Annotated in this window: 18 protein-coding genes and 1 tRNA gene; 11 read left to right on the top strand and 8 right to left on the bottom strand. The window is 63.3% G+C overall.

The genetic code is table 11. The features are described from left to right. Positions 1-22 precede the first annotated feature (22 nt). Complete coding sequence (locus M1E12_RS08145) at positions 23-724, bottom strand: corrinoid protein (RefSeq protein ID WP_113461371.1); 702 nt, start codon at positions 722-724, stop codon at positions 23-25. A 270-nt stretch (positions 725-994) separates the two neighbouring features. On the opposite strand from M1E12_RS08145, the gene M1E12_RS08140 reads away from it, so the two are divergent. The 3 genes from M1E12_RS08140 (at position 995) to M1E12_RS08130 (ending at position 4,195) form a co-directional block, all read left to right on the top strand. Then, positions 995-2,560 (top strand): trimethylamine methyltransferase family protein, encoded by a 1,566-nt coding sequence (locus tag M1E12_RS08140; protein ID WP_479564322.1) that lies wholly within the window; start codon positions 995-997, stop codon positions 2,558-2,560. A gap of 98 nt (positions 2,561-2,658) precedes the next feature. Then, positions 2,659-3,360: a ferredoxin gene (locus M1E12_RS08135; protein WP_479564321.1), complete on the top strand. Its 702-nt coding sequence runs from the start codon at positions 2,659-2,661 to the stop codon at positions 3,358-3,360. Positions 3,361-3,451: 91 nt separating this feature from the next. Further along, the gene (locus M1E12_RS08130; RefSeq protein WP_479564320.1) at positions 3,452-4,195 is read left to right on the top strand and encodes a phosphodiester glycosidase family protein; all 744 of its coding nucleotides are present in this window, start codon (positions 3,452-3,454) and stop codon (positions 4,193-4,195) included. A gap of 3 nt (positions 4,196-4,198) precedes the next feature. Here the strand turns inward: M1E12_RS08130 and M1E12_RS08125 are convergent, their stop codons facing one another. The 5 genes from M1E12_RS08125 to M1E12_RS08105 all read right to left on the bottom strand — a co-directional run bounded on the left by M1E12_RS08125 (position 4,199) and on the right by M1E12_RS08105 (position 8,139). After that, the gene (locus M1E12_RS08125; RefSeq protein WP_113461369.1) at positions 4,199-4,540 is read right to left on the bottom strand and encodes a hypothetical protein; all 342 of its coding nucleotides are present in this window, start codon (positions 4,538-4,540) and stop codon (positions 4,199-4,201) included. A gap of 117 nt (positions 4,541-4,657) precedes the next feature. After that, a complete protein-coding gene (locus M1E12_RS08120; protein WP_479564319.1) occupies positions 4,658-5,863 on the bottom strand; it encodes an ABC transporter permease in 1,206 nt (401 codons plus the stop codon). Next, positions 5,853-6,569 carry an ABC transporter ATP-binding protein gene (locus M1E12_RS08115; RefSeq protein WP_136543118.1) on the bottom strand — a complete coding sequence of 239 codons (717 nt, stop codon included), beginning with the start codon at positions 6,567-6,569 and terminating at the stop codon, positions 5,853-5,855. Before M1E12_RS08115 ends, M1E12_RS08120 begins: the two co-directional genes overlap by 11 nt. Positions 6,570-6,578: 9 nt before the next feature. After that, positions 6,579-7,859, bottom strand: a complete 1,281-nt coding sequence (locus tag M1E12_RS08110; protein ID WP_479564857.1) for an efflux RND transporter periplasmic adaptor subunit — start codon at positions 7,857-7,859, stop codon at positions 6,579-6,581. A 190-nt stretch (positions 7,860-8,049) separates the two neighbouring features. Further along, positions 8,050-8,139 (bottom strand) — tRNA-Ser (locus tag M1E12_RS08105). Positions 8,140-8,431: 292 nt separating this feature from the next. Here M1E12_RS08105 and M1E12_RS08100 point away from each other — a divergent pair. The 8 genes from M1E12_RS08100 to M1E12_RS08065 all read left to right on the top strand — a co-directional run bounded on the left by M1E12_RS08100 (position 8,432) and on the right by M1E12_RS08065 (position 17,300). Further along, entirely contained in the window at positions 8,432-9,496 is a 1,065-nt protein-coding gene (locus M1E12_RS08100; protein ID WP_479564318.1) for a septal ring lytic transglycosylase RlpA family protein, read from the top strand. 65 nt (positions 9,497-9,561) lie between these two features. Beyond that, a complete protein-coding gene (locus tag M1E12_RS08095; RefSeq protein WP_479564317.1) occupies positions 9,562-10,740 on the top strand; it encodes a D-alanyl-D-alanine carboxypeptidase family protein in 1,179 nt (392 codons plus the stop codon). A gap of 118 nt (positions 10,741-10,858) precedes the next feature. After that, a complete protein-coding gene (gene tmk / locus M1E12_RS08090; protein WP_479564316.1) occupies positions 10,859-11,554 on the top strand; it encodes a dTMP kinase in 696 nt (231 codons plus the stop codon). Further along, positions 11,551-12,576 (top strand): DNA polymerase III subunit delta', encoded by a 1,026-nt coding sequence (locus M1E12_RS08085; protein ID WP_479564315.1) that lies wholly within the window; start codon positions 11,551-11,553, stop codon positions 12,574-12,576. The genes tmk and M1E12_RS08085 overlap by 4 nt, the downstream gene beginning before the upstream one ends. A 134-nt stretch (positions 12,577-12,710) precedes the next feature. Next, on the top strand, positions 12,711-14,327 hold the full coding sequence (metG, locus tag M1E12_RS08080) for a methionine--tRNA ligase (protein ID WP_479564314.1): 1,617 nt from the start codon (positions 12,711-12,713) through the stop codon (positions 14,325-14,327). A gap of 4 nt (positions 14,328-14,331) precedes the next feature. Next, a complete protein-coding gene (locus M1E12_RS08075) occupies positions 14,332-15,117 on the top strand; it encodes a TatD family hydrolase (protein ID WP_479564313.1) in 786 nt (261 codons plus the stop codon). A 10-nt stretch (positions 15,118-15,127) separates the two neighbouring features. Further along, positions 15,128-15,946 carry an MBL fold metallo-hydrolase gene (locus M1E12_RS08070; protein WP_479564312.1) on the top strand — a complete coding sequence of 273 codons (819 nt, stop codon included), beginning with the start codon at positions 15,128-15,130 and terminating at the stop codon, positions 15,944-15,946. A 238-nt stretch (positions 15,947-16,184) separates the two neighbouring features. Continuing rightward, positions 16,185-17,300, top strand: coding sequence for an HPP family protein (locus M1E12_RS08065; RefSeq protein WP_479564311.1), 1,116 nt, complete (start codon positions 16,185-16,187; stop codon positions 17,298-17,300). Positions 17,301-17,448: 148 nt separating this feature from the next. Here M1E12_RS08065 and M1E12_RS08060 read toward each other — a convergent pair whose 3' ends face one another. Beyond that, a complete protein-coding gene (locus M1E12_RS08060) occupies positions 17,449-18,204 on the bottom strand; it encodes a metallophosphoesterase (RefSeq protein WP_479564310.1) in 756 nt (251 codons plus the stop codon). 101 nt (positions 18,205-18,305) lie between these two features. Then, positions 18,306-20,792, bottom strand: a complete 2,487-nt coding sequence (locus tag M1E12_RS08055; RefSeq protein WP_479564309.1) for a glycoside hydrolase family 3 C-terminal domain-containing protein — start codon at positions 20,790-20,792, stop codon at positions 18,306-18,308. Positions 20,793-20,868: the final 76 nt, after the last annotated feature.

Raw genomic sequence — 20,868 nt, 5'->3', positions numbered from 1 at the left:
CCGGCTTCGCCGTTTGCAGTCTTTAGGCGCGGGCGCCCATGCTGTTGTGCTTGCGTGCAATGAAGTCCTTGGCCGTCTCGACCGCAACGGCGGCATCGCGACAATAGGCATCTGCACCGACAGCCTTGCCGAATTCCTCGTTGAGCGGCGCGCCACCGACGAGAACGACGTAATCGTCGCGGATACCCTTTTCCTTCATCGTATCGATCACGACCTTCATGTAGGGCATGGTGGTCGTGAGCAGCGCGGACATTCCGAGGATATCGGGCTTTTCCCGCTCCAGCGCTTCCAGATAGTTTTCGACCGGATTGTTGATGCCGAGGTCGATCACGTCGAAACCTGCACCTTCCATCATCATGCCGACGAGGTTCTTGCCGATGTCGTGGATGTCGCCCTTGACCGTGCCGATGACCATCTTGCCCTGCTTGGGCGCGCCGGTTGCGGCAAGCAGCGGACGCAGGATCGTCATGCCGGCCTTCATCGCGTTGGCGGAGAGCAGAACCTCCGGAACGAAGAGAATGCCGTCGCGGAAATCGATGCCGACGATGCGCATGCCTTCGACGAGCGCCTGGGTCAGGATGTCGTAGGGAGCCCAGCCGCGGTCCAGCAGGATCTGTGTCGCTTCCTCGATCTCCTCCTTGAGGCCGTCATAGAGGTCATCATGCATTTGCTGCACGAGCTCTTCATCGGAGAGTTCGGAAAGAATGATGTCGTCTTCGGCCATGGTGGTGCTTCCCGCTTCTTTTTCAACGCGATTCCGGTCGCGCCGGGCATCAGACTGCCCGATCGAAAGTTAAACCTCAAGTTCGTGAAAAACTCTTTTCGATTACGACGCGGCGGCGGTGAAAAGCGACGGCGGCAGACAAGTGGAGGAAAAAGCCGATGTCTGCATGACGCAAGCCGTTGGCGCATAAAGGATGGTTTCACAAGCGGATTGGATTAGCATAATGGGGAGAGAAGCAGCGCGATCGAGCGCTCGAGCGAGGAAGCAGACATGGACGATATCACGGCAGAACCGGGCGCAGGCCGCCGCCAACGCGGCGAGGGGCGGGGGGCTGCGGCCCGCAGGGCATCGCGCAGCGGCGGCGGTGCCGGTCCTGCCATGCCTTACATCACCCGCAAGATCCGGACCTACGAGGTTCTGGACGAGGAAGGTCTGGCGCTGATCGAACACAATGCCGATGTCGTTCTCGAAGAAATCGGCATCGAGTTTCGCGACGACGCGGAAGCCCTGGAGCTCTGGAAACAAGCCGGGGCCGATGTGCGCGGGCAGCGCGTGCACTTCCCGAAGGGTCTCTGCCGCGAACTTCTGAAGACGGCGCCGTCCGAATTCGCCTGGCATGCCCGCAATCCCGAGCGCAGCGTTCGCATCGGCGGCAATGCCACAGTCTTTGCCCCGGTTTACGGATCGCCCTTCGTGCGCGACCTGGAAGGCAATCGTCGCTATGCGACGCTCGAGGACTTCCGCAACTTCGTCAAGCTCGCCTATATGGCGCCGTCGATGCATTCCTCGGGTGGTACGGTCTGCGAACCCGTCGATATCCCGGTGAACAAGCGTCACCTCGACATGGTCTACAGCCATATCAAATATTCCGACAAGCCGTTCATGGGGTCGGTCACGGCACCGGAGCGCGCGGAAGACTCGGTTGCCATGGCCAAGCTCGTCTTCGGCGATGACTTCGTCGAAAACAACTGCGTCATGCTGAACCTCATCAACGCCAACTCGCCGATGGTCTTCGACGAGACGATGCTGGGCGCTGCCAAGGTCTATGCGCGTCACGGCCAAGCCTCGGTCATTTCACCCTTCATTCTCTCGGGCGCCATGAGCCCTGTGACGGTTGCCGGTACGCTGACGCAGATCCTGGCGGAAGTGCTGGCAGGTGCCTCCTTCACCCAGCTGATCCGTCCTGGCGCACCGGTGCTCTTCGGCACCTTCGCCGCCTCCATCTCGATGCAGTCGGGTGCACCGACCTTTGGCACGCCGGAGCCGGCGCTGGTGTCCTATGGCGCAGCCCAGCTCGCACGGCGCATGGGTCTGCCTTTCCGTACCGGCGGTTCGCTCTGTGCGTCGAAGGTTCCGGACGCGCAGGCAGCACACGAGAGCGCCAATACACTGAACATGACGCTGCTCGCTGGCGCCAACTTCGTGCTGCATGCGGCCGGCTGGCTCGAGGGCGGTCTTGCTGCCTGCTACGAGAAGTTCATGATCGACCAGGACCAGCTCGGCATGATGCAGAAGCTTGCTCAGGGCGTGGACCTTTCTGACGACGGTCAGGCGATGGATGCGATCCGCGAAGTGGGCCCGGGCGCGCATTATCTCGGCTGCGCCCATACGCAGGCGAACTTCCAGACCGCCTTCTATCGCTCGCCGCTCGCCGACAACAATTCCTTCGAGCAGTGGGAAATCGAGGGCCGCAAGCGCATCGAGGACCGGGCGAACGCACTCTGCCGCTCGTGGCTCGACGCATATGAAGCGCCGGCGCTCGATCCCGCCATCGACGAGGCGCTGCTGGCCTTCGTCGCGAGCCGCAAGGATTCGATGCCCGACGCCTTCTCCTGAAAGGGTCCCGTTGCCAGGGAGCAAGGCGGAGCCAACAGAGTTGCCGACATGATCCAAGAGGAGGTCTGGCGACCGCATTACAAGATCGAGGGGCCGCGATGAGCGGCCCTTCTTCCGTTCTGACCGAGATCGAAACGCTGCTTGCCAGGCACGGGCTTTCGCCGCGCGGGGTGGTTCGATTTGGGAGTGACGAGCCAACGCCGCGGCTACCGGATGGCGGACGGAGCGTGGCTGTGGTGCTGATCGGCCTCGCAGGCGGTGGCATGTGGCCGGTCTTTTCGGCCTGGCAGGCAGCCCAGCCGGATCGGGGCGGGACAGACCCGCTCGATCGCTGGTCAAAGAGCATTATCGATGCGGTCGCCAGAGAGGTCGGCGCGGCGGCCTGTTATCCGTCAGAGGCGCCTTACCAACCTTTTCAGGCCTGGGCGACGCGGGCGGAGGGCCTCAGAGCCTCGCCGCTCGGGATTCTCATCCATCCGCGCTTCGGGCTCTGGCACAGCTATCGCGGGGCGTTGCTGTTTGGCGACTGGCCGGAAGGTGGTAAAGCGGCCGTTGGGTCGGATCACCCCTGCGATCGCTGTCGCAACAAGCCTTGCCTGTCCGCCTGTCCCGTTGGCGCGATCACGGAAGATGGCTTTGGCGTTCTGGGGTGCCGGCGGCATCTCGCGACGCCCGAGGGACAGCGCAGCTGCATGGTTTCGGGATGTCTCGCCCGCAATGCTTGTCCTGTCGGTACCGAGTACCGCTATCCAGAGGCGCAGCTCCGATTTCACATGCAGGCGCTGACACTGCCGGATTGATCGATGGGATCGATTTCGGGGATATCGCTCCAGCCGTCTTCACAATGCCTGATATCGGCGGCAAGAAGCGGGCTCAGCAAAGGGCCAATGCGTGCGCAAGATCCTCTCTTTCCTCGGTTTTCTGACCAGCCTGACATTGCCGTCGGCCTCCCATGCGGCATGCGAGGTGCTGCAGGAGGGTGCCCAGAGCTATCTTTCCTGCCGTTTCGACCCTGCCAAGGACGATATACGGCTGCATCTCGCTTCTCCGGATGGACAGGCCTATGGCGGCTTTGCTTCTCTGCGCCGGCAACTCTGGGCCGAACGGCGGGTGCTCACCTTTGCGATGAATGCGGGGATGTATCACGTTGATCTGTCGCCGGTCGGTTACTTTGCCGAGCATGGCAAGGTGCTGAAACCGGCTGTGACCGGCGGCGGCTGGGGCAATTTCCACCTGCTGCCGAACGGGGTCTTCCTGATCAAGGACGGCAAGGCCTCGGTCATGGAGACCAAGGCGTTCGTCGCGAGCGGAATGGTGCCGGATTTCGGGACGCAGTCTGGGCCGATGCTGGTGATCGACGGACAACTGCATCCGCGCTTCCTGCCGGACAGCGACAGCTTCAAGATCCGCAACGGGGTCGGCGTGGATGCCGAGGGGCGGGTGCATATGGTGGTGTCGAGGGTGCCCGTGCGGTTCTACGACTTCGCCACCTTCTTCCGGGATCGGTTGGGCTGTGCCAACGCACTTTACCTCGACGGCACGATTTCGAGCGTCTTCATCGCCGAGGACGAGCGCATGGACCGGCTTTTCCCGATGGGGCCGATCCTTTCGGTCAGCATGCCGATCCCGCAGTAAGGCTTAGACCGCCGCCTTGGGATAGGCGCGCTCCAGTCCGCCGGAGCGGCTGAGGCCTGTGCGGAAAGCGGCAAAGGCCGGATGCTGGCTCGAGCGGGCGACTTCCATCAGGCGGATCTGCAGGCGCGGTGGGGCGTTGTCGCCGATCCATTCGCCATTGCGTTCGAGCTTCAGCGTGTTCAGGAAACGCCCCTCGGAGGCGATGTCGAGATAGAGGCACAGGCCTTCGAGCAGCGCGTCGTCCTGAGCCGGGTTTTCGAAGATCAGCTTCAGGAAGGCCTGATCCTGCTCCTGCATCGAGGCGATCTTGGCGGCGACGGTGTCACGATCCGGAAAGGCGGACATGGGCTTACTCCCTCACATGGTCAAGGCTCCGGGACGCGAGCAGAACCCGCATCCATTAGGACCAGCTACACCACAACAAGTTTGCCCGAGGCTTGTCCCGCGGCTCCGACGTCGCCATCACTCGTGGCGGAGCGCGTCGATCGGGTTCATTTGAGCGGCGCGGCGGGCGGGGAAATAGCCGAAGACCATGCCGATCGCGGCCGAAAAGGCGAAGGCGAGCAGGATGATGGAGGGGCTTGCGACGAAGGGCACGGACATCAGGCTGACCGCCGTATAGGCGATGCCGAGCCCCAGCGCGATGCCGACGACACCGCCGAAGATAGAGAGGGTGACGGCTTCGACGAGGAACTGCATCAGGACCTGACGCTCGACCGCGCCGATCGCAAGCCGGATACCGATCTCGCGCGTGCGCTCGGTGACCGAGACCAGCATGATGTTCATGATGCCGATGCCGCCGACAAGGAGCGAGACGGCCGCGACGGCACCGAGAAGGCCGGTCATCAGCGTGGTGGTGCCGGTCAGGGTTGCCGCCATCTGGGTCATGTCGTTGACGCTGAAATCATCGTCGCGACCCGCAATGATCTTGCGGCGTTCGCGAAGCAGGCGCTCGACATCCGCCTGGACCTTGGACGTGGAGACGCCGTCCTCGGCCGAGAGCATGATGCTCGAGACATCGGAGGAGCCGCCGATGCGGCGCTGGAAGACCTTGAGCGGCATCATGACGACATCGTCCTGATCGCTGCCCATGCCGCTCTGGCCCTTCTTGGCAAGAATGCCGGTCACCTGGCAGGCGACATTGCCGACCCGGATCGTCTGGTCGACGGCCGGCGTCGAACCGAAGAGCTTGGCGCGGACCGTTTCGCCGAGCAGGCAGACGGCCTGGCCGCCGCGCTCCTCCGAAGGCAGGAAGCTGCGGCCGGCGGCGAGCTCCCAGTTCTGGGCGACAAGGTAGTCATTGCCGGAGCCGATGATCGAGGTCTGGCGGCTCTGGCCACTGAAGATGACGGTCTGGCTGGACTGGTTGATCGCGGCGACAGCGCGCAGGCCGGGGATCTGATCACGGATCGCCTCGATGTCACGGATGGTGAACTTCTTCGCGTCGGTGGCGGCACGTCCCGGGCCGAACTGGCCGGGACGGACGAAGAGGAGATTGGTGCCGAGCTTGGAGATTTCGCTGGTCACTTGCGCTGTGGTGCCATTGCCGATCGTGACCATGGCGATGACGGCGGCAACGCCGATGACCACACCGAGCACGGTCAGGAACGAGCGGAGTAGATTGCGGCGGATGGCGCGCAGCGCGAGCTTGATGGTTTCACCGAACATGGGCGAGGGGCTCCTCATTCCGGCTGTCGGACTGGATATGGCCGTCGACGAAACGCAGGTTGCGCTTCGCATAGGCGGCGATGTCGTCCTCATGCGTGACCATGATGACCGTGATGCCATGGTCGCGGTTGAGGCCGGTGATCAGATCCATGATCTCGCGGCTGGTTTTCGTGTCGAGATTGCCGGTGGGTTCGTCGGCCAGAAGCACGGCGGGGCTCGTAACGATGGCGCGGGCGATGGCCACGCGCTGTTGCTGTCCGCCCGAAAGCTCCTGCGTCGTGTGGTTCTCCCGGCCGCCGAGACCGACCTGGGCGAGCGCTTTCAGCGCCCGGGCGCGCCGTTCACGGGCGTCCATGCCGCGATAGACGAGCGGCAGCTCGACATTTTCCACGGCAGAGGTTCGGGCCAGGAGATTGAAGCCCTGGAAGACGAAGCCCAGCATGTGGCGGCGCAGCAGGGTGTATTGCGCGCGGTCGAAGCCAGTCGTGTCGATCCCCTGGAAGAGATACTGACCCGAGGTCGGCACGTCGAGGCAGCCGAGGATGTTCATGGCCGTCGACTTGCCGGAGCCGGAAGGGCCCATGATTGCCACGAATTCGTGCCGGTCGATGGTGAGGTCGACGCGGTCGAGGGCGCGGATCGTGGCTTCGCCGCGTCCATAGAGGCGCGAGATCTGGCGAAACTCGATGAGCGGGGCGCTGGCCATGAAGCGTCCTTACCCGTTGCGGAGGGTCTGGTCGGTGATGACCCGGTCGCCCTCCTTGAGGTCGCCCTTCATGATCACGGTGTTCTGGCCGTCGGAGGCGCCGATCTCGATGTTGATGGCCACGGGGGCGCTGTCGCGCAAGACCCAGACGGTGCGCTCACTGCCTTCCGGCTCCGGTGCGCTTGTCGGCGTCTGGCGGGGCGGGCGGAAGATGCTGAAGACACCGCTGCCGCCGCCTTCGGTCTCGGCCGGCGTGGCGGCCGGCGGCGCGTAGCGCAAGGCGGCATTGGGGATCAGCAGACCGTCGGTGATCGACTGGACCACGATGTCGGCGGTTGCCGTCATGCCCTGGCGCAGCAGCAGGTCGTCGTTGGCGACAGACAGAATGCCCTTGTAGGTGACGACGTCGCTCACGGTTTCCGCGGCATAGCGTATCGAGGTGATCTTTGCGGGGAAGCGCTGATCGGGGAAGGCGTCGACGGTGAAGGTCGCGTCCTGGCCGACGGCGACCTGCCCGACATCGGCCTCATCGATCGAGACCTGGAGTTCCATCTGGCGGAGGTCGCCGGCGATGGTGAAGAGGGTGGGGGCCTCAAGCGATGCCGCGACCGTGGCACCGGTGTCGACATCGCGCGAGAGCACGATGCCATCGATCGGCGAGACGATTGTCGCCTTGGAGAGCGAGAGTTTCGACTGCTCAAGGGCGGCTTCCGCCGAGATGACATCGGCCTCGGCGCTCTGGCGTGCGGCTTCGGCGGCCTGGAAGGTGTATTCGGCGGTATCGAGATCCTGCTGGGTGGAGACGCGGCTGGAAACGAGCGTCGTCAGGCGATCGAGCTTGGCCTTGGCCGACTGCTCATCGGCGCGGGCCTTAGAGACCGTGGCGCGCGCGGAGGCAAGGGCTGCCTCCTTCGCCTTCAGGTCGGCGCTCAGCTTGTCGGTATCAAGGCGCGCAAGCACATCGCCCTTCTTGACCTCGCTGTTATAGTCGACCAGCACCTCGCGGATGGTGCCGGACTGTTCGGAGGAGACGTCGACCTGCACGGTCGGTTCGACCGAGCCCGTTGCCGTGACGATGACGGTGAGATCGCCGGGCTTCACCTCTGCCGTGGTGTAGCTCACCGTGGTTCCGCCGGCCGACCAGAGATAAGCGCCATAGGCGAGACCGGCGACGGCCACGAGGCCGAGGATGCGCAGCCCCCAGCGGGCCTTGGGCCGTGCGGCCTGATCAAGGATCGCCTTCAGCTCTTCGGTCTCGGGAGAGGTTTGCGGTTTCACGTCGTCTTTCACGTCTGCTCCGTCCGGATGGTTCAACTCGCCGCCATCCTGGGGCAGGCAAGCTCTCAAACCCTTGATCGCGGTCAAGGGCGATCAGGTTCCATGGCTATGGAGATAGACATTCGCAGCGGAAAGGACAGTGAAAGATTGGTAAGGTTGGGAGGCGGTCAGCGGGCGGCCTCGGCGGCGAAACTTGCCAGTATGGCGGAAGAGGTGGGATTCGAACCCACGGTACGGTCTCCCGCACGCCGGTTTTCAAGACCGGTTCCTTAAACCACTCGGACACTCTTCCAGTGGGGTGCGTTATGCGCAAAGCCATTCGACTTGGCAAGAGCGATTGTCGCGGGAAAAGGTGGGGAAGGGGTGCCCGACGGGGTGTGCGTATCCGGCGGCGTCGGGCCGTGGTGTATTAACCGTCAGCTAACCATGATTGCAGCTTTGCGCCCCTCGCAATCATTCAAATTGTGACTTTTCCCATTTTGGTCATTTTTCCACGAGAGTTATTGCGCTGACGTGAGCGAGGCATGGGGGCTTCGCGGATGGGGCGCGATGATTGCAGGCCCTGCTGATGTGAAGTGGGACTGATGCAGTTTTCGATCGCTGGCCGCCTGGCCAATTCGGGGAAGTGGTGCGGGCTTGTGCTGTTGTGCGCCTTTACCGCCTCCTGTTCGACCACCAAGACGGCGGAGAAGCCGAAGCGGTCGAAGGAGTATTTCGCCGAATCGATCTATGGCGTGAAGGCGAGCCCGCGAGTCGTGGCGAGCGGTCCCGTTCCCAAGGGCGGCGGGCGCTACATGGTCGGCAAGCCCTATGTGGTGAAGGGCAAGACCTTCGTGCCGAAGGAGAACCCCGATTACGACAAGGTCGGCGTCGCCTCGTGGTATGGGGATGCCTTCCACGGCCGGATGACGGCGAATGGCGAGCTTTACGACAAGGAGCATCTGTCGGCGGCCCATCCGACGCTGCCACTGCCGAGCTATGCCCGCGTTACCAATCTCAACACCGGCAGTTCCGTCATTGTGCGCATCAACGACCGCGGTCCGTTCCACAAGGGGCGGATCATCGACCTGTCGCGCAAGACCGCCGACATGCTGGACATGAAACACAGCGGCACTGGCGAGGTGCGCGTGCAGTATATCGGGCCGGCGCGGCTCGACGGGCATGACATGCCCTATCTCATGGCGTCCTATATCCGGAAGGGCGAACGGGGACCGGTCATCGATCCCGGCGGTCAGATCGCATCCGGCGTGATGGTGGCCTCGAACGAGGTCAAGACGCCTGACTACCAGCCCCCGGCGGCGACCACCTATCAGACCGCTTTGGCCGGTCCGACACCGAGCGGCAGTGCTCAGCCCCAGACGCTCGATGCGCAATTGCTGATGCAGGGCAGCGCCGGCGCTGCGGGCACTGGCGTGGTTTCCGCCGAGAGCTTCGCGGCTCTGCCGGACTTTGGCCCGACGCCGATGCCTCGGCCGCATCACATCGATGGCTATGACGGCTCCGGCTATGCCGCGGCCTTTGCGGAAGAGCCTGTGGAAACCGACGCGCTTGCCTTCGACGCCATTCTCGTGCGCAATGGCGGCCTCACCGAGCGCTCGATTCTCTCCTCGGTCGCAAGCGGCGGCATCCGGCTCTCCACAGGCCGCTAAGCCGGTTGGCGGTGCGTCGCAGCGAGAATGCGGGTGTTCCGACACCGAGACTGGCCAGCCGAAGTGTGATCATGCGTATCTTCTCCACCGTCGTCCTGCTTCTGGCGAGCCTGTTGTCGCCTGGACTTCCGTCTCCGGCGGCATTTGCGCAGACGGCGGCACCGGCGCCGCTGATCGAGAGCAAGGCAGCGCAGGTCTATCTCATCGAAGCCTCGACAGGCACAGTGCTCTTTTCCAAGAACGAGAAGAAGAGTTTTGCGCCGGCGTCGCTTGCCAAGCTGATGACGCTCGAAGTGGTGTTCGATGCGCTGAAGAAGGGCGAGATCCGGCCCGACACGATCTATCCGGTTTCGGAATATGCCTGGCGCACGGGCGGCGCGCCGTCCCGAACCTCGACCATGTTTGCGGCGGTCAAGAGCCAGGTGCCGGTTGCCGACCTCATCAAGGGGGTCGCGGTCCAGACGGCAAATGATGGCTGCCTGATCATCGCCGAGGGCATGGCCGGATCAGAGGCGAAATTCGTCGAGCGGATGAATGCGCGCGCAGCCGAACTCGGGCTCACCGACAGCCATTTCGCCAATGCGACCGGACTTCCTCATCCCGACAACCGTTCGACGCTGGTCGACCTGGTCAAGCTCGCCCGGCATCTGGTCGAGACCTATCCGGATCTCTACCAGACCTTCAGCCTCGCCGAGTTCGAGTGGAACAAGATCCTGCAGCGCAACCGCAATCCGCTGCTGCCGATCGGGGCGGACGGGCTTGGCACCGGCTTTGCCGAGGAGAGCGGCTTTGCCATCATCGCTTCCATGGAGCGGGATGGGCGACGGCTGTTCCTCGGGTTGAGCGGTGCCCAGACCGACAAGGAGCGAACGGAGGAAGCGACGCGCCTCCTGAACTGGGGTTTCGACGGCTTCGAGATGCGCACGTTGTTCAAGCCCGGCGAAGTGGTCGGCGAGGCCAGCGTCTATGGCGGAAATCCCTCGAAGGTGCCGCTGGTGGCCCATGGGCCGGTCGAGGTCTATGTGCCGATCAACAATCCCGATCGGTTGCAGGCCCGGATCGTCTATCGCTGGCCGCTCAAGCCGCCGGTGGCTGCGGATCGGGAGATCGCGACGCTCAACATCCTGTCAGGCGAGCGTCCACTTGTCAGCGTGCCGCTGAAGAGTGCGCAGGCAGTCGAAGTAGGCACACTGCGCCAGCGCGCCTGGGATGCAGTGATCGAACTCCTGTTCTTCTGGATCTGACGAAAATCCGCATCCTCCGCGTGCTTCACGGTTTCGCTGAAGACGATCTTGGGTTAGAGCCGTAGGCAGGCCCACAAGGGTGAATTTCAGACGCCTCAGGCGGGAAGTAGGCAAGGCATTGGCGACGGCGCGCGGATTATTCGTGAGTTTCGAGGGAGGCGAGGGGGCCGGCAAGTCCACCCAGATTCGTCTTCTGGCGGACAGTCTGCGGGAGAAGGGCCACACCGTGATCACCACCCGCGAACCGGGGGGATCGGCCGGAGCCGAAGCGCTTCGCCATGTGCTGCTCTCGGGCGCGGCAGAACCCTTTGGGGTGCGCATGGAGGCTCTGCTGTTTGCGGCGGCGCGCGCCGATCACCTCGACTGCGTGATCCGTCCGGCACTGGCGCGCGGCGAGATCGTGCTCTGTGACCGCTTCGTCGATTCCTCTCGAGTCTATCAGGGGGTCACCGGCAATATCGAGCCGCCGCTGATGCAGGCGCTCGAGCGGGTGTCGATCGGAAAGACCATGCCCGACATCACGCTGGTGCTGGACCTTGCCGCCGAAGTCGGCCTGCAGCGGGCGAGGCGACGGGCCGGGGCGTTGAGCGAGGCGACGGCGCCGGATAGGTTCGAGAAGGAAAAGCTCGAAGTGCACGAGAAGCGCCGCCAGGGCTTCCTCGACATCGCCAGCCGTGAGCCCGAACGCTGCCGGGTGGTGGATGCCTCCTTCGACGTCGACCATATCGCGCGGGACATCCTTTCCGAGGTGACGCTCGCGCTTGCCCGACAGGCGGGTCGCGCAGCAGACACCGAGCAGGCGGCGCGGTCATGAGCGAGGAAAGGGCAGGGCTGCTCGACGGGGCGATTGCGCCGGTCAGCAATGTGAAACTGTTCGGACATGAGGCGGCGGAAGAGTTTCTGGCGCGCAGCTATCGCTCGGGCAAGGGGCACCATGCGGTGCTGATCGAGGGACCGGAGGGGATCGGCAAGGCCACGCTTGCCTTCCGTCTTGCCAACCACATCCTGCGCCATCCCGAGCCGGCCAGTGCGCCCGAGACCCTGTCCGATCCGGACCCGGATCATCCGGTCACACGGCAGCTCGCCTCCGGTGCGAGCCACAACCTGCTGCATCTGCACCGGCCGGTGGACGAGAAGACCGGCCGGGTGCGCAGCGCGATCACCGTGGACGAGGTGCGCAAGGCGGGTCACTTCTTCAGCCAGACGTCGGGGACCGGCAACTGGCGTATCGTCATCATCGACCCGGCCGACGATCTCAACCGCAATGCGGCGAATGCGATCCTGAAGATCCTGGAGGAGCCGCCGAAACGGGCGATGTTCCTCGTGCTCTCCCATGCGCCCGGCAAACTCCTGCCTACCATCCGCTCGCGCTGCCTGCCGCTCCGGCTGCATGAACTGTCGCCTGAAGCCATGGACAAAGCGCTGGGGCAGCTTGGGCTCGCCATTCCAGCGGACAGGCGGGAGGCGGTTCTCGCGCTTGCCAAGGGCAGCGTGGCGCGGGCCTTGAAACTGGTGAATTACGGGGGCGCCGATATCCTCGACGCCTTCGATCAAATGCTCACGGCGTCTGGACCCTCGCAGCGCAAGATGATGTTTAAGATCGCCGAGGCGCTGTCGGGCAAGGACAGCGACGTGGCCTTCGGCTTCTTCACCGAGCATCTGGGCGACCATCTTGCGGCGACGGCACGGCAGCTGGCTCTTGAAGGCGATCTCGGTGGGGCCGAGCATTTCGCCCGGCTGTCGTCCACAATCAACCAGCAGCTCGGCATCGCCGCGGCCTACAATCTCGACCGCAAGCAGACCATGCTCGACGTGCTCGGCGCGATCGTGCGTTGAACATGCCCGATCGGGGCTCTCTGCGGTTCCTGGTGGCGCTGCAGCAAAACGGATGTTCCTAAAGCCAGCGGAATGTTTTAAGAGCGTTCGACCCCATTTGTTTTTGCCGTGCATGGTGGCTGATCCGCGCCGCCATGGTCTGGCCGCAAGACAATCGCACACGACCATCGCAACCGACGAAAAGACAACAAGAAGCCATGAGCGATCCCTACTACATCACCACTGCCATCTCCTACCCGAACGGCAAGCCGCATATCGGCCATGCCTATGAGCTGATCGCAACCGATGCCATGGCGCGGTTCCAGCGGCTCGACGGCAAGGATGTGTTCTTCCTGACGGGCACGGACGAACACGGGCAGAAGATGCAGCAGACGGCGCGTGCCGAAGGGATAACGCCGGAAGCGCTTGCCGAGCGGAACTCGAACGAATTCCGCGAGATGGGCAAGCTGCTCAATTCCTCGAACGACGACTTCATCCGCACGACCGAAAAGCGCCATCACGAGACCGTGCAGGAAGTCTGGCGGCGGATGGAGAAGAACGGCGACGTCTACAAGGGCGGCTATGCCGGCTGGTATTCCGTGCGCGACGAGGCCTATTACCAGGAAGAGGAAACCGAGCTGCGCGGCGATGGCGTGCGCTACGGGCCGCAGGGCACGCCGGTCGAATGGGTGGAAGAGGAAAGCTATTTCTTCAAGCTCTCGGCCTATGAAGACAAGCTCTTGAAGCTTTACGAGGACCAGCCAGACTTCATCGGTCCGAACGAGCGACGCAACGAGGTCATTTCCTTCGTCAAGTCGGGTCTCAAGGATCTGTCGATCTCGCGCACCACTTTCGACTGGGGCATCAAAGTGCCCGGCGACGACAAGCATGTCATGTATGTCTGGGTCGATGCGCTGACTAACTACATCACCGCGACCGGATACGTCGAAGACGAGAACGGCCCGCGGGCGAAATACTGGCCGGCGGACGTGCATATCATCGGCAAGGACATCATCCGCTTCCACGCCGTCTACTGGCCGGCCTTCCTGATGTCGGCGGGCCTGCCTTTGCCGAAGCGCGTTTACGCCCATGGCTTCCTGCTCAACAAGGGCGAGAAGATGTCGAAGTCGCTCGGCAATGTCGTCGACCCGGTGAACCTCGTAAACCATTTCGGTCTCGACCAGGTGCGCTACTTCTTCCTGCGTGAGGTCTCCTTCGGTCAGGACGGCAGCTATTCGGAAGAGGGGATCGGCACGCGTATCAATGCCGATCTCGCCAACGGCATCGGCAATCTGGCGTCGCGCTCGCTGTCGATGATCAACAAGAACTGCGAGGGCAGGGTGCCGACACCCGGTGCGCTGACAGCCGAGGACGAGGCGATCCTGAAGATTGCCGACGAGGCGATCGACATCTGCCGCGAGGAGATGGGCAAGCAGCAGATCCACAAGGCGGTGGCTGCCATCATCAACATCGTCAACGAAGCCGACCGCTATTTCGCGGCACAGGCGCCGTGGGTCTTGAAGAAGACCGACGAGGCGCGCATGGGCACGGTACTTTACGTGACCGCCGATGTCGTGCGCCAGATCGCAATCCTGTTCCAGCCGATCATGCCGGAAACCTCGGCGAAGATCCTCGATCTCGTGGCGGTCGCCGCAGAAGACCGCGTGTTTGCGAGGCTCGGCGCTGCCGGCCGTCTGCAGCCGGGCACGGAACTGCCGGCACCCTCGCCGGTTTATCCGCGCTACGTCGCCCCGGACGCGGGCAAGGCCTGACACCATGCTGATCGATACCCATTGCCATCTCGACTTCGCCGATTTCGACAGCGAGCGTGACGAGCTTGTCACGCGGGCGCACCAGGCCGGTGTGAAGCAGATGGTGACGATCTCGACGCGCGTCAGGAAGCTTGAGACGCTTTTGGCACTCACGGAGCGCTATCCAAGCGTCTTCTGCTCAGTCGGCACGCATCCGAACAATGCCGGCGACGAGCTGGATGTGACGGCGGACGAGTTGGTGAAGCTTGCCGAGAGCCATGAGAAGATCGTGGCGATCGGCGAGGCGGGACTTGATTACTTCTACGACACGCAGAAGCCCGAGGACCAGAAGACCGGCCTGATCCGCCACATCGAGGCGGCCCGGCGGACGGGTCTTCCGCTCGTCATCCATAGCCGCAGTGCGGACGAGGACATGGCGGATATACTGACCACGGAAACAGGGAAGGGGGCCTTCCCCTTCATCCTGCATTGCTTCTCCTCCGGCCAGGCGCTGGCCGACACCGGTGTTGCGCTCGGCGGCTATGTCTCCTTCTCCGGCATCGTGACCTTCCCGAAATCGGAAGAGTTGCGCGAGATCGCCAAGACCGTGCCGATGGACCGGCTGCTGGTCGAGACGGATGCGCCTTATCTGGCGCCGAAGCGCTGGCGTGGAAAACGCAACGAGCCGTCCTATGTGGTGAACACGGCCGAGGTGCTGGCGGAGGTGAAGGGCGTGAGCTACGCGGAGATGGCCGAGATCACCACCGAGAACGCCTTCCGCTGCTTCTCCAAGATGCCGCGGCTGGCTTGAGGGAGCTTCGATGAAGGTCACGCGCCGGTTCACGCTGCTCGGTTGTTCCTCGTCTCCCGGCGTTCCCAGGATCAATGGCGACTGGGGCAATTGCGACCCTGACAATCCGCGCAACCGGCGCACCCGCGCGTCCTTCCTGATCGAGCAGATCGGACCCGATGGCGGCAAGACGACCGTCGTCGTCGATACCGGCCCAGATTTTCGGGAGCAGATGATCCGCGCGAAGGTCGAGCACATCGATGCAGTCATTTACAGCCATGCCCATGCCGACCACCTGCATGGGATCGACGATCTGCGCGGCTATTTCATCACCCAGAAGAACCGGATCCCGATCTATGCCGAGCCGGTGACCATGGCGCGCATCGAAGAGGGCTTCGGCTATTGCCTGAAGACGCCGGTCGGCAGCAGCTATCCGCCGATCGTCGCGCCAATCATCATCGAGGCTCTCGATCGGCCGATCGAGATCTCGGGCGCCGGCGGGACCATCAGCCTCCTGCCGCTGAAACAGCAGCATGGTGACATCATCTCGATTGGTCTCCGCATCGGCGACGTCGCCTATTGCTGTGACATCTCCGACTTTCCCGAGGAGACGGTGGCGAAGCTCTCCGGGCTCGACCTGCTTTACATCGATGCTCTGCAATACCGGCCGCATCCGAGCCATCTGTCGCTCGCGCAGGCGCTGGGCTGGATCGAGCGGCTCGGGCCGAAACATGCTGTCTTGACCCATATGCATACGCCGCTGGATTACGAGACGGTCATGGGCGAGACGCCACCGCATGTCGAGCCGGGATATGACGGATTTGTTGTTGAAAAACAATTTGATATCTGAGCTAGATCCAGGGTTCAGTTCATGTATATGCTCTATCTATCTGAAATATAATAGCATTCCTCGATTCAAGGGTGCGGGATGGAGCAGGGGGCTCGACAAGGAGTTGGGCGAGGGCGCTGCAGACCAAGCTGGACAACCTCTAACGCGCATTCTGGCGGGGGTCTGGGATCCTCAATGCCGCAGGTGTGCAGACTCTCTAAAAAGATCAATATTTTAAGGTACTTCTGCTGTGACGTTCATGCGCCGCTTCCGGTCAAAACATGCCCAAAGTGTCATTGATCGCTTCCCGGGTTTCGCGCCGATCCTGACCGGGGCGACGCTGCGGGAGCGGTTGATCGGATGTCTCGGCGCGCTCATCGGCATCAGCCTGACGGGCTTCATCTGCAATCTCGCGAGCGGCGGCGATCCGCAATTGCCACTGATCGTGGCACCGATGGGCGCCTCGGCAGTGCTGCTGTTTGCGGTACCGGCCAGCCCGCTGGCACAGCCCTGGCCGATCGTCGGCGGCAACACGATCTCGGCGCTGGTCGGGGTGGCGGTGGCGCGGATGGTCAGTGATCCGCTGCTGGCGGTGGGACTTGCCGTTTCCCTGGCGATCCTGGCCATGTCGCTGACGCGTTCACTGCATCCGCCCGGAGGTGCCGCTGCACTGACCGCGGTCATTGGCGGTGCCGCAGTGGCGCGCGCGGGTTTCTGGTTTCCGCTGGTGCCGGTCGCGATCAATGCCCTGATCCTGGTGGGTCTCGGCGTCGTCTTTCACCGACTGGCCGGCCGCCGCTATCCGCATCGTCAGGCACCGGCGCCGGTCAATGTGCACGAGACACGGGATCCGCCGCCGGGTTTGCGTGTCGGCTTTACCAGCGCGGACATCGACGCGGCTGTCGAGAAGTTCAACGAGACACTCGATATCAGCCGTGACGATCTCGGCGCCTTGTTGCGCGAGGTCGAGCAGGAAGCCTTGCTGCGCCAACATGGCGCGTTGCGCTGCGCAGACGTCATGTCGCGCGACGTGATCACGGTGACGGCTCAGGAGACGCCCGAGGAAGCCCGGCGGCTTTTGCTCCAGCACAATATCCGGACGCTGCCGGTTCTCGGAGCCGACGGGCGGCTGGCCGGCCAGGTCGGCCTCAGGGAGCTTGCAGCGGCACCTGCAGACGCCGAGCGCATACCAGTGGCCGCAGCGATCACGGCGAAGGCGGCCGATCCCGTGATGACGCTTCTACCGCGACTGACGGATGGGCTCAGCCATATCATCATCATCACGGACGAGGACGGTGACGTGCAAGGCGTGGTTTCGCAGACAGATCTTCTGGCCACCGTGGCGCAAAGCCTTGCGCATGGGACGGTCTCTTAGACGGATGTGAAAGGCCTGATGCCAGGTTCAGCAAAGCCTCAAAGCCCGCAGCTGCGGTATTCCATACCCATCTCCAAGTTCCATAATCTATCTTATGCGATCTTTCCGTGTTGGCCTGCAGGAGCGTTTCGGACTGTCCCCTGATGCCTCAAAGGTCCGCGACGTGCAGGATCGTCTTGGCGGAGATCTCGGTCTCCGAGGGATAACCGAAGGCGTTGTTGATATAGGTCACGCCGTCGATCTCCTTGTTCCGGTTCAGATGGCTGTGGCCGTAGAAATGCCTGGAGGCGCCCAGCGCGCGGATGCGGCGCTCGAGACGGTCTGTGCCGAGAACCGGAAACAGCGCCTTATGCTTCTCCGGATAACGCGCCGGCATCAGGTCGATGCGCGGGACGAAATGCGAGACGCTGAAGATGTCGTCGTAGCCCGATGTTTCCGGAAGCACATTCATGGCGTCAAAGCGTTCGGCGACTTCCGCCGGTGTCAGGCCTTCCCAATTGCATTTGTAGAAATCCATCCAGCCGCGGCGGATGGTCGAATTCGGTTCGCCGAAGGAATAATCATACCAGGCGAGCAGCGGAACAATCAGCGTTTTGCCAAAGGCGACGGGGCCGGTCTCGATGCCGTAGTCGCGACAGAGCGCGTTGAGCGTCTCGAACTTCTCGAAGGAGGGTCCCTTCCCGCTTCTCGACGTCCAGAGGTCGTGGTTGCCGGGCAGGAATAGAAGCTTGCTATAGCGCGGCACGAGCTCGTCGAAACAGGTTTTCACGAGATCAATTTCGTCGGAGAGATCACCGGCGATGATCAGCACGTCATCGGTGAAGTCTGCGCGCGAGAGCGCCCGCAGCCAGTCGAGATTCTGCCGGTAGTCGACGTGGAAATCGGACCCGAGAAAGAGACGCATACTCAGAGGATCCGCTCCGGTTTTGAAGACATCAGAGCCTTCTACTGCATTTTCACGTCACGGCAAGAGAGGCGGAGGCCGGGTGCCTCCGCCGGACCGCCTCAGTCGACGACGGCGGGCAGAGGCGGGGCCGAGACCCCTTCCCGCCACTCCTCGGCAAGCCTCAGCGGCAGCGTGGCACGGATATCCTCGGCATTGGCGGCAATCACCAGCTCGTAATCACCTGCTTCAGCAATCCAGGCGCGGGCTTGCGGGTCGAAGTAAGCGAGCTCACGGATGGTGATGGCAAGCCTTGCCGTTGATGTCTCGCCGGCCGGGATTGCCAGCTTGGCGAAGGCCTTGAGCTCCTTGACCGGCCGCGGGAGACGGGAAGACTTCGGCTTCACATAGAGCTGGACGAGTTCGGCGCCTGCCCGGTCGCCCGTGTTCGTCACGTCGATCTCGATCGCAATGCCATCTTTGTCCATGTCGAGGCTGGAGGCCCGCGGCGCCGACCAGTCGAAACGGGTATAAGAAAGGCCATAGCCGAAGGGAAAGAGCGGCTTGGCGCCATCGGCATCATGGTGGCGGTAGCCGACGGCGAGGCCTTCCGCGTAGACAACATGGCCATCCTGACCGGGATAGGTCTTCGGATCTCCCGTGATGGCGGCGTTGTCGGTCAGGCGCTGCGGGAAAGTCTGCGGCAGGCGGCCGCCGGGTTCGGCGTCGCCGAACAGCACATCGGCGATGGCATTGCCCGCCTCCTGGCCCGGATACCAGGCCTGGATGACGGCCGAGACTTGGTCGAGCCAGGGCATTTCGACAGGACCACCCGTCTGCAGCACGATGACGGTGCGCGGGTTGACGGCCGCGACCTTCTCGATCAGCTCTTCCTGGCGACCGGGCAGGCGCATGTTTGGGAGGTCGAGGCCTTCCGTGTCCCACTCCCCTTCCCGTCCAACAACGAGGACGGCAACGTCGCAGGCCCGGGCCTGCTCCACGGCCTCGGCAATGGCCGCATCCGTGGTCGGAAGCTCTGCGCCAAAGCGCACGGCGCGGATCTCGATGCCTTCGTAGCCCTCGGGCATGGCGCGGTAATCGACGCGGATCTCGTAGGTTCGGCCGGCTTCGAGGGGCTTTTCCACCCGGACTTCCGTGTTGCCGAGACCGAAGAAATTGTCGCCCTTTGCCCAGCCGGTTTCGCCGTCGACCAGCAGTTCGTCATCGACATAGAGTTTGGCGAAACCTGCATTGGTGAGGCCGAAGACGTGGGAGCCTGATTCCTCGGCGCGCAAACGGGTGCTGATGCGGGCGGAGAAGTTACGAGGGTCGAGAGAGGCATCCGGCATGTCGAGCCAGAAGAACTGGCTTTCTTCAGCCGAGGAGCGCTGCACGACAGGGCCGGACCAATCGCGGCCATGGAAGAATTCGACCTCGACGTCACCGCGGATCATCTGGGTCAGGCGGTTGTTGCGGCAGGCCTTCAGATGCACGACGCGATTGGTGCCCGACAGCGCGTTCTGGATGCCTTCGAGCGGGCTCACCTTGTAATGGGCGTTGATCTGGGCACTGCCGCCGCCCATCACGCGCGGTTCGGCAGCATTGGGGCCGAGGACGGCGATGCGATCGAGTCCCGACTTGTCGAGCGGCAGGATGCCGTCGTTTTTCAGGAGCACCATGCCTTCGGCGCCGAGCTTGCGGATGAGCGCGCGGTGCTCGGGGCGGTCGATGGCTTTCTCGTCCTCCATGCTGGCGTCGGCGAAGGCGCCGACACGCTCGAGAAGGAGCAGCATGCGGCGGGCCGCGGCCTTGACGGTTTCGGCGGGCACCCTGCCCTCGCGGACGGCTGCGACGAGCTTTTCGCCACGGTCGCGCGTGGGGCCCGGCATTTCGAGATCGAGACCGCCTGTCACCGAAGCCTCCGTCGTATGCGAGCCGAACCAGTCCGACATGACGATGCCGTCATAGCCCCATTCCTCGCGCAGCAGTTTCGTCAGCAGCCAGTGGTGCTCGCTGGTCCAGATGCCGTTCAGCCGGTTGTAGGAGGACATGATCGCAAAAACGCCAGCCTTCTTCACCGCTGCCTCGAAGGGCGGCAGGTAGATCTCGCGCAGCGTGCGCTCGTCGAGATCCGAGGACATGGTCTGCCGTTCGACCTCGCTGTCATTTGCCACGAAATGCTTGATGGTGGCGGCGATGCCCTGCGATTGGACCCCGTCGATGTAGGCGACTGCGAGAGCGGAGGTCAGCATCGGGTCTTCGGAATAGCATTCGAAATTGCGTCCGTTGAGACCGGAGCGGTGGATGTTGACCGTCGGCGCCAGGAGGACGCGCGCACTCTTCGTCTTCGCCTCCTCGGCAAGCGCAACGCCCATCTCACGGACGAGATCCGGGTTCCAGCTCGCACCGAGGCCGATCGCGGCCGGGAAGCAGGCCGATCTCACGCCGCCGACGAGCGATCCACCGCCGCGCGCGCCGTTCGGACCGTCGGTCACCTTGATCTTGGGAATGCCGAGCCGCTCGACCGCCACCGTCGTCCAGAAATCCGCGCCGGCGAGCAGGCTCACCTGCTCCTCGAGTGTCATTCGGTCGAGCAAGTCATCGATCATAGGCAAGGCTCCTCATCCGGCTGTTCCATCATGCCGGGCATCGTCGCTCGGCAAGGCAGTGGCCAACTTTTGATAT

The sequence above is a fragment of the Rhizobium sp. K33 genome (assembly GCF_056501445.1).
The sequence above is the reverse complement of the archived record's forward strand: the minus strand, read 5'-3'. Positions and strand labels throughout refer to the sequence as shown.

Bases quoted from the DNA above. Each gene is read 5' to 3' on its own strand.
- M1E12_RS08145 (WP_113461371.1), bottom strand. From the start codon at position 724: ATGGCCGAAGACGACATCATTCTTTCCGAACTCTCCGATGAAGAGCTC.
- M1E12_RS08140 (WP_479564322.1), top strand. From the start codon at position 995: ATGGACGATATCACGGCAGAACCGGGCGCAGGCCGCCGCCAACGCGGC.
- M1E12_RS08135 (WP_479564321.1), top strand. From the start codon at position 2,659: ATGAGCGGCCCTTCTTCCGTTCTGACCGAGATCGAAACGCTGCTTGCC.
- M1E12_RS08125 (WP_113461369.1), bottom strand. From the start codon at position 4,540: ATGTCCGCCTTTCCGGATCGTGACACCGTCGCCGCCAAGATCGCCTCG.
- M1E12_RS08120 (WP_479564319.1), bottom strand. From the start codon at position 5,863: ATGTTCGGTGAAACCATCAAGCTCGCGCTGCGCGCCATCCGCCGCAAT.
- M1E12_RS08115 (WP_136543118.1), bottom strand. From the start codon at position 6,569: ATGGCCAGCGCCCCGCTCATCGAGTTTCGCCAGATCTCGCGCCTCTAT.
- M1E12_RS08100 (WP_479564318.1), top strand. From the start codon at position 8,432: ATGCAGTTTTCGATCGCTGGCCGCCTGGCCAATTCGGGGAAGTGGTGC.
- M1E12_RS08085 (WP_479564315.1), top strand. From the start codon at position 11,551: ATGAGCGAGGAAAGGGCAGGGCTGCTCGACGGGGCGATTGCGCCGGTC.
- metG (WP_479564314.1), top strand. From the start codon at position 12,711: ATGGTCTGGCCGCAAGACAATCGCACACGACCATCGCAACCGACGAAA.
- M1E12_RS08075 (WP_479564313.1), top strand. From the start codon at position 14,332: ATGCTGATCGATACCCATTGCCATCTCGACTTCGCCGATTTCGACAGC.
- M1E12_RS08070 (WP_479564312.1), top strand. From the start codon at position 15,128: ATGAAGGTCACGCGCCGGTTCACGCTGCTCGGTTGTTCCTCGTCTCCC.
- M1E12_RS08065 (WP_479564311.1), top strand. From the start codon at position 16,185: ATGCGCCGCTTCCGGTCAAAACATGCCCAAAGTGTCATTGATCGCTTC.
- M1E12_RS08060 (WP_479564310.1), bottom strand. From the start codon at position 18,204: ATGCGTCTCTTTCTCGGGTCCGATTTCCACGTCGACTACCGGCAGAAT.
- M1E12_RS08055 (WP_479564309.1), bottom strand. From the start codon at position 20,792: ATGATCGATGACTTGCTCGACCGAATGACACTCGAGGAGCAGGTGAGC.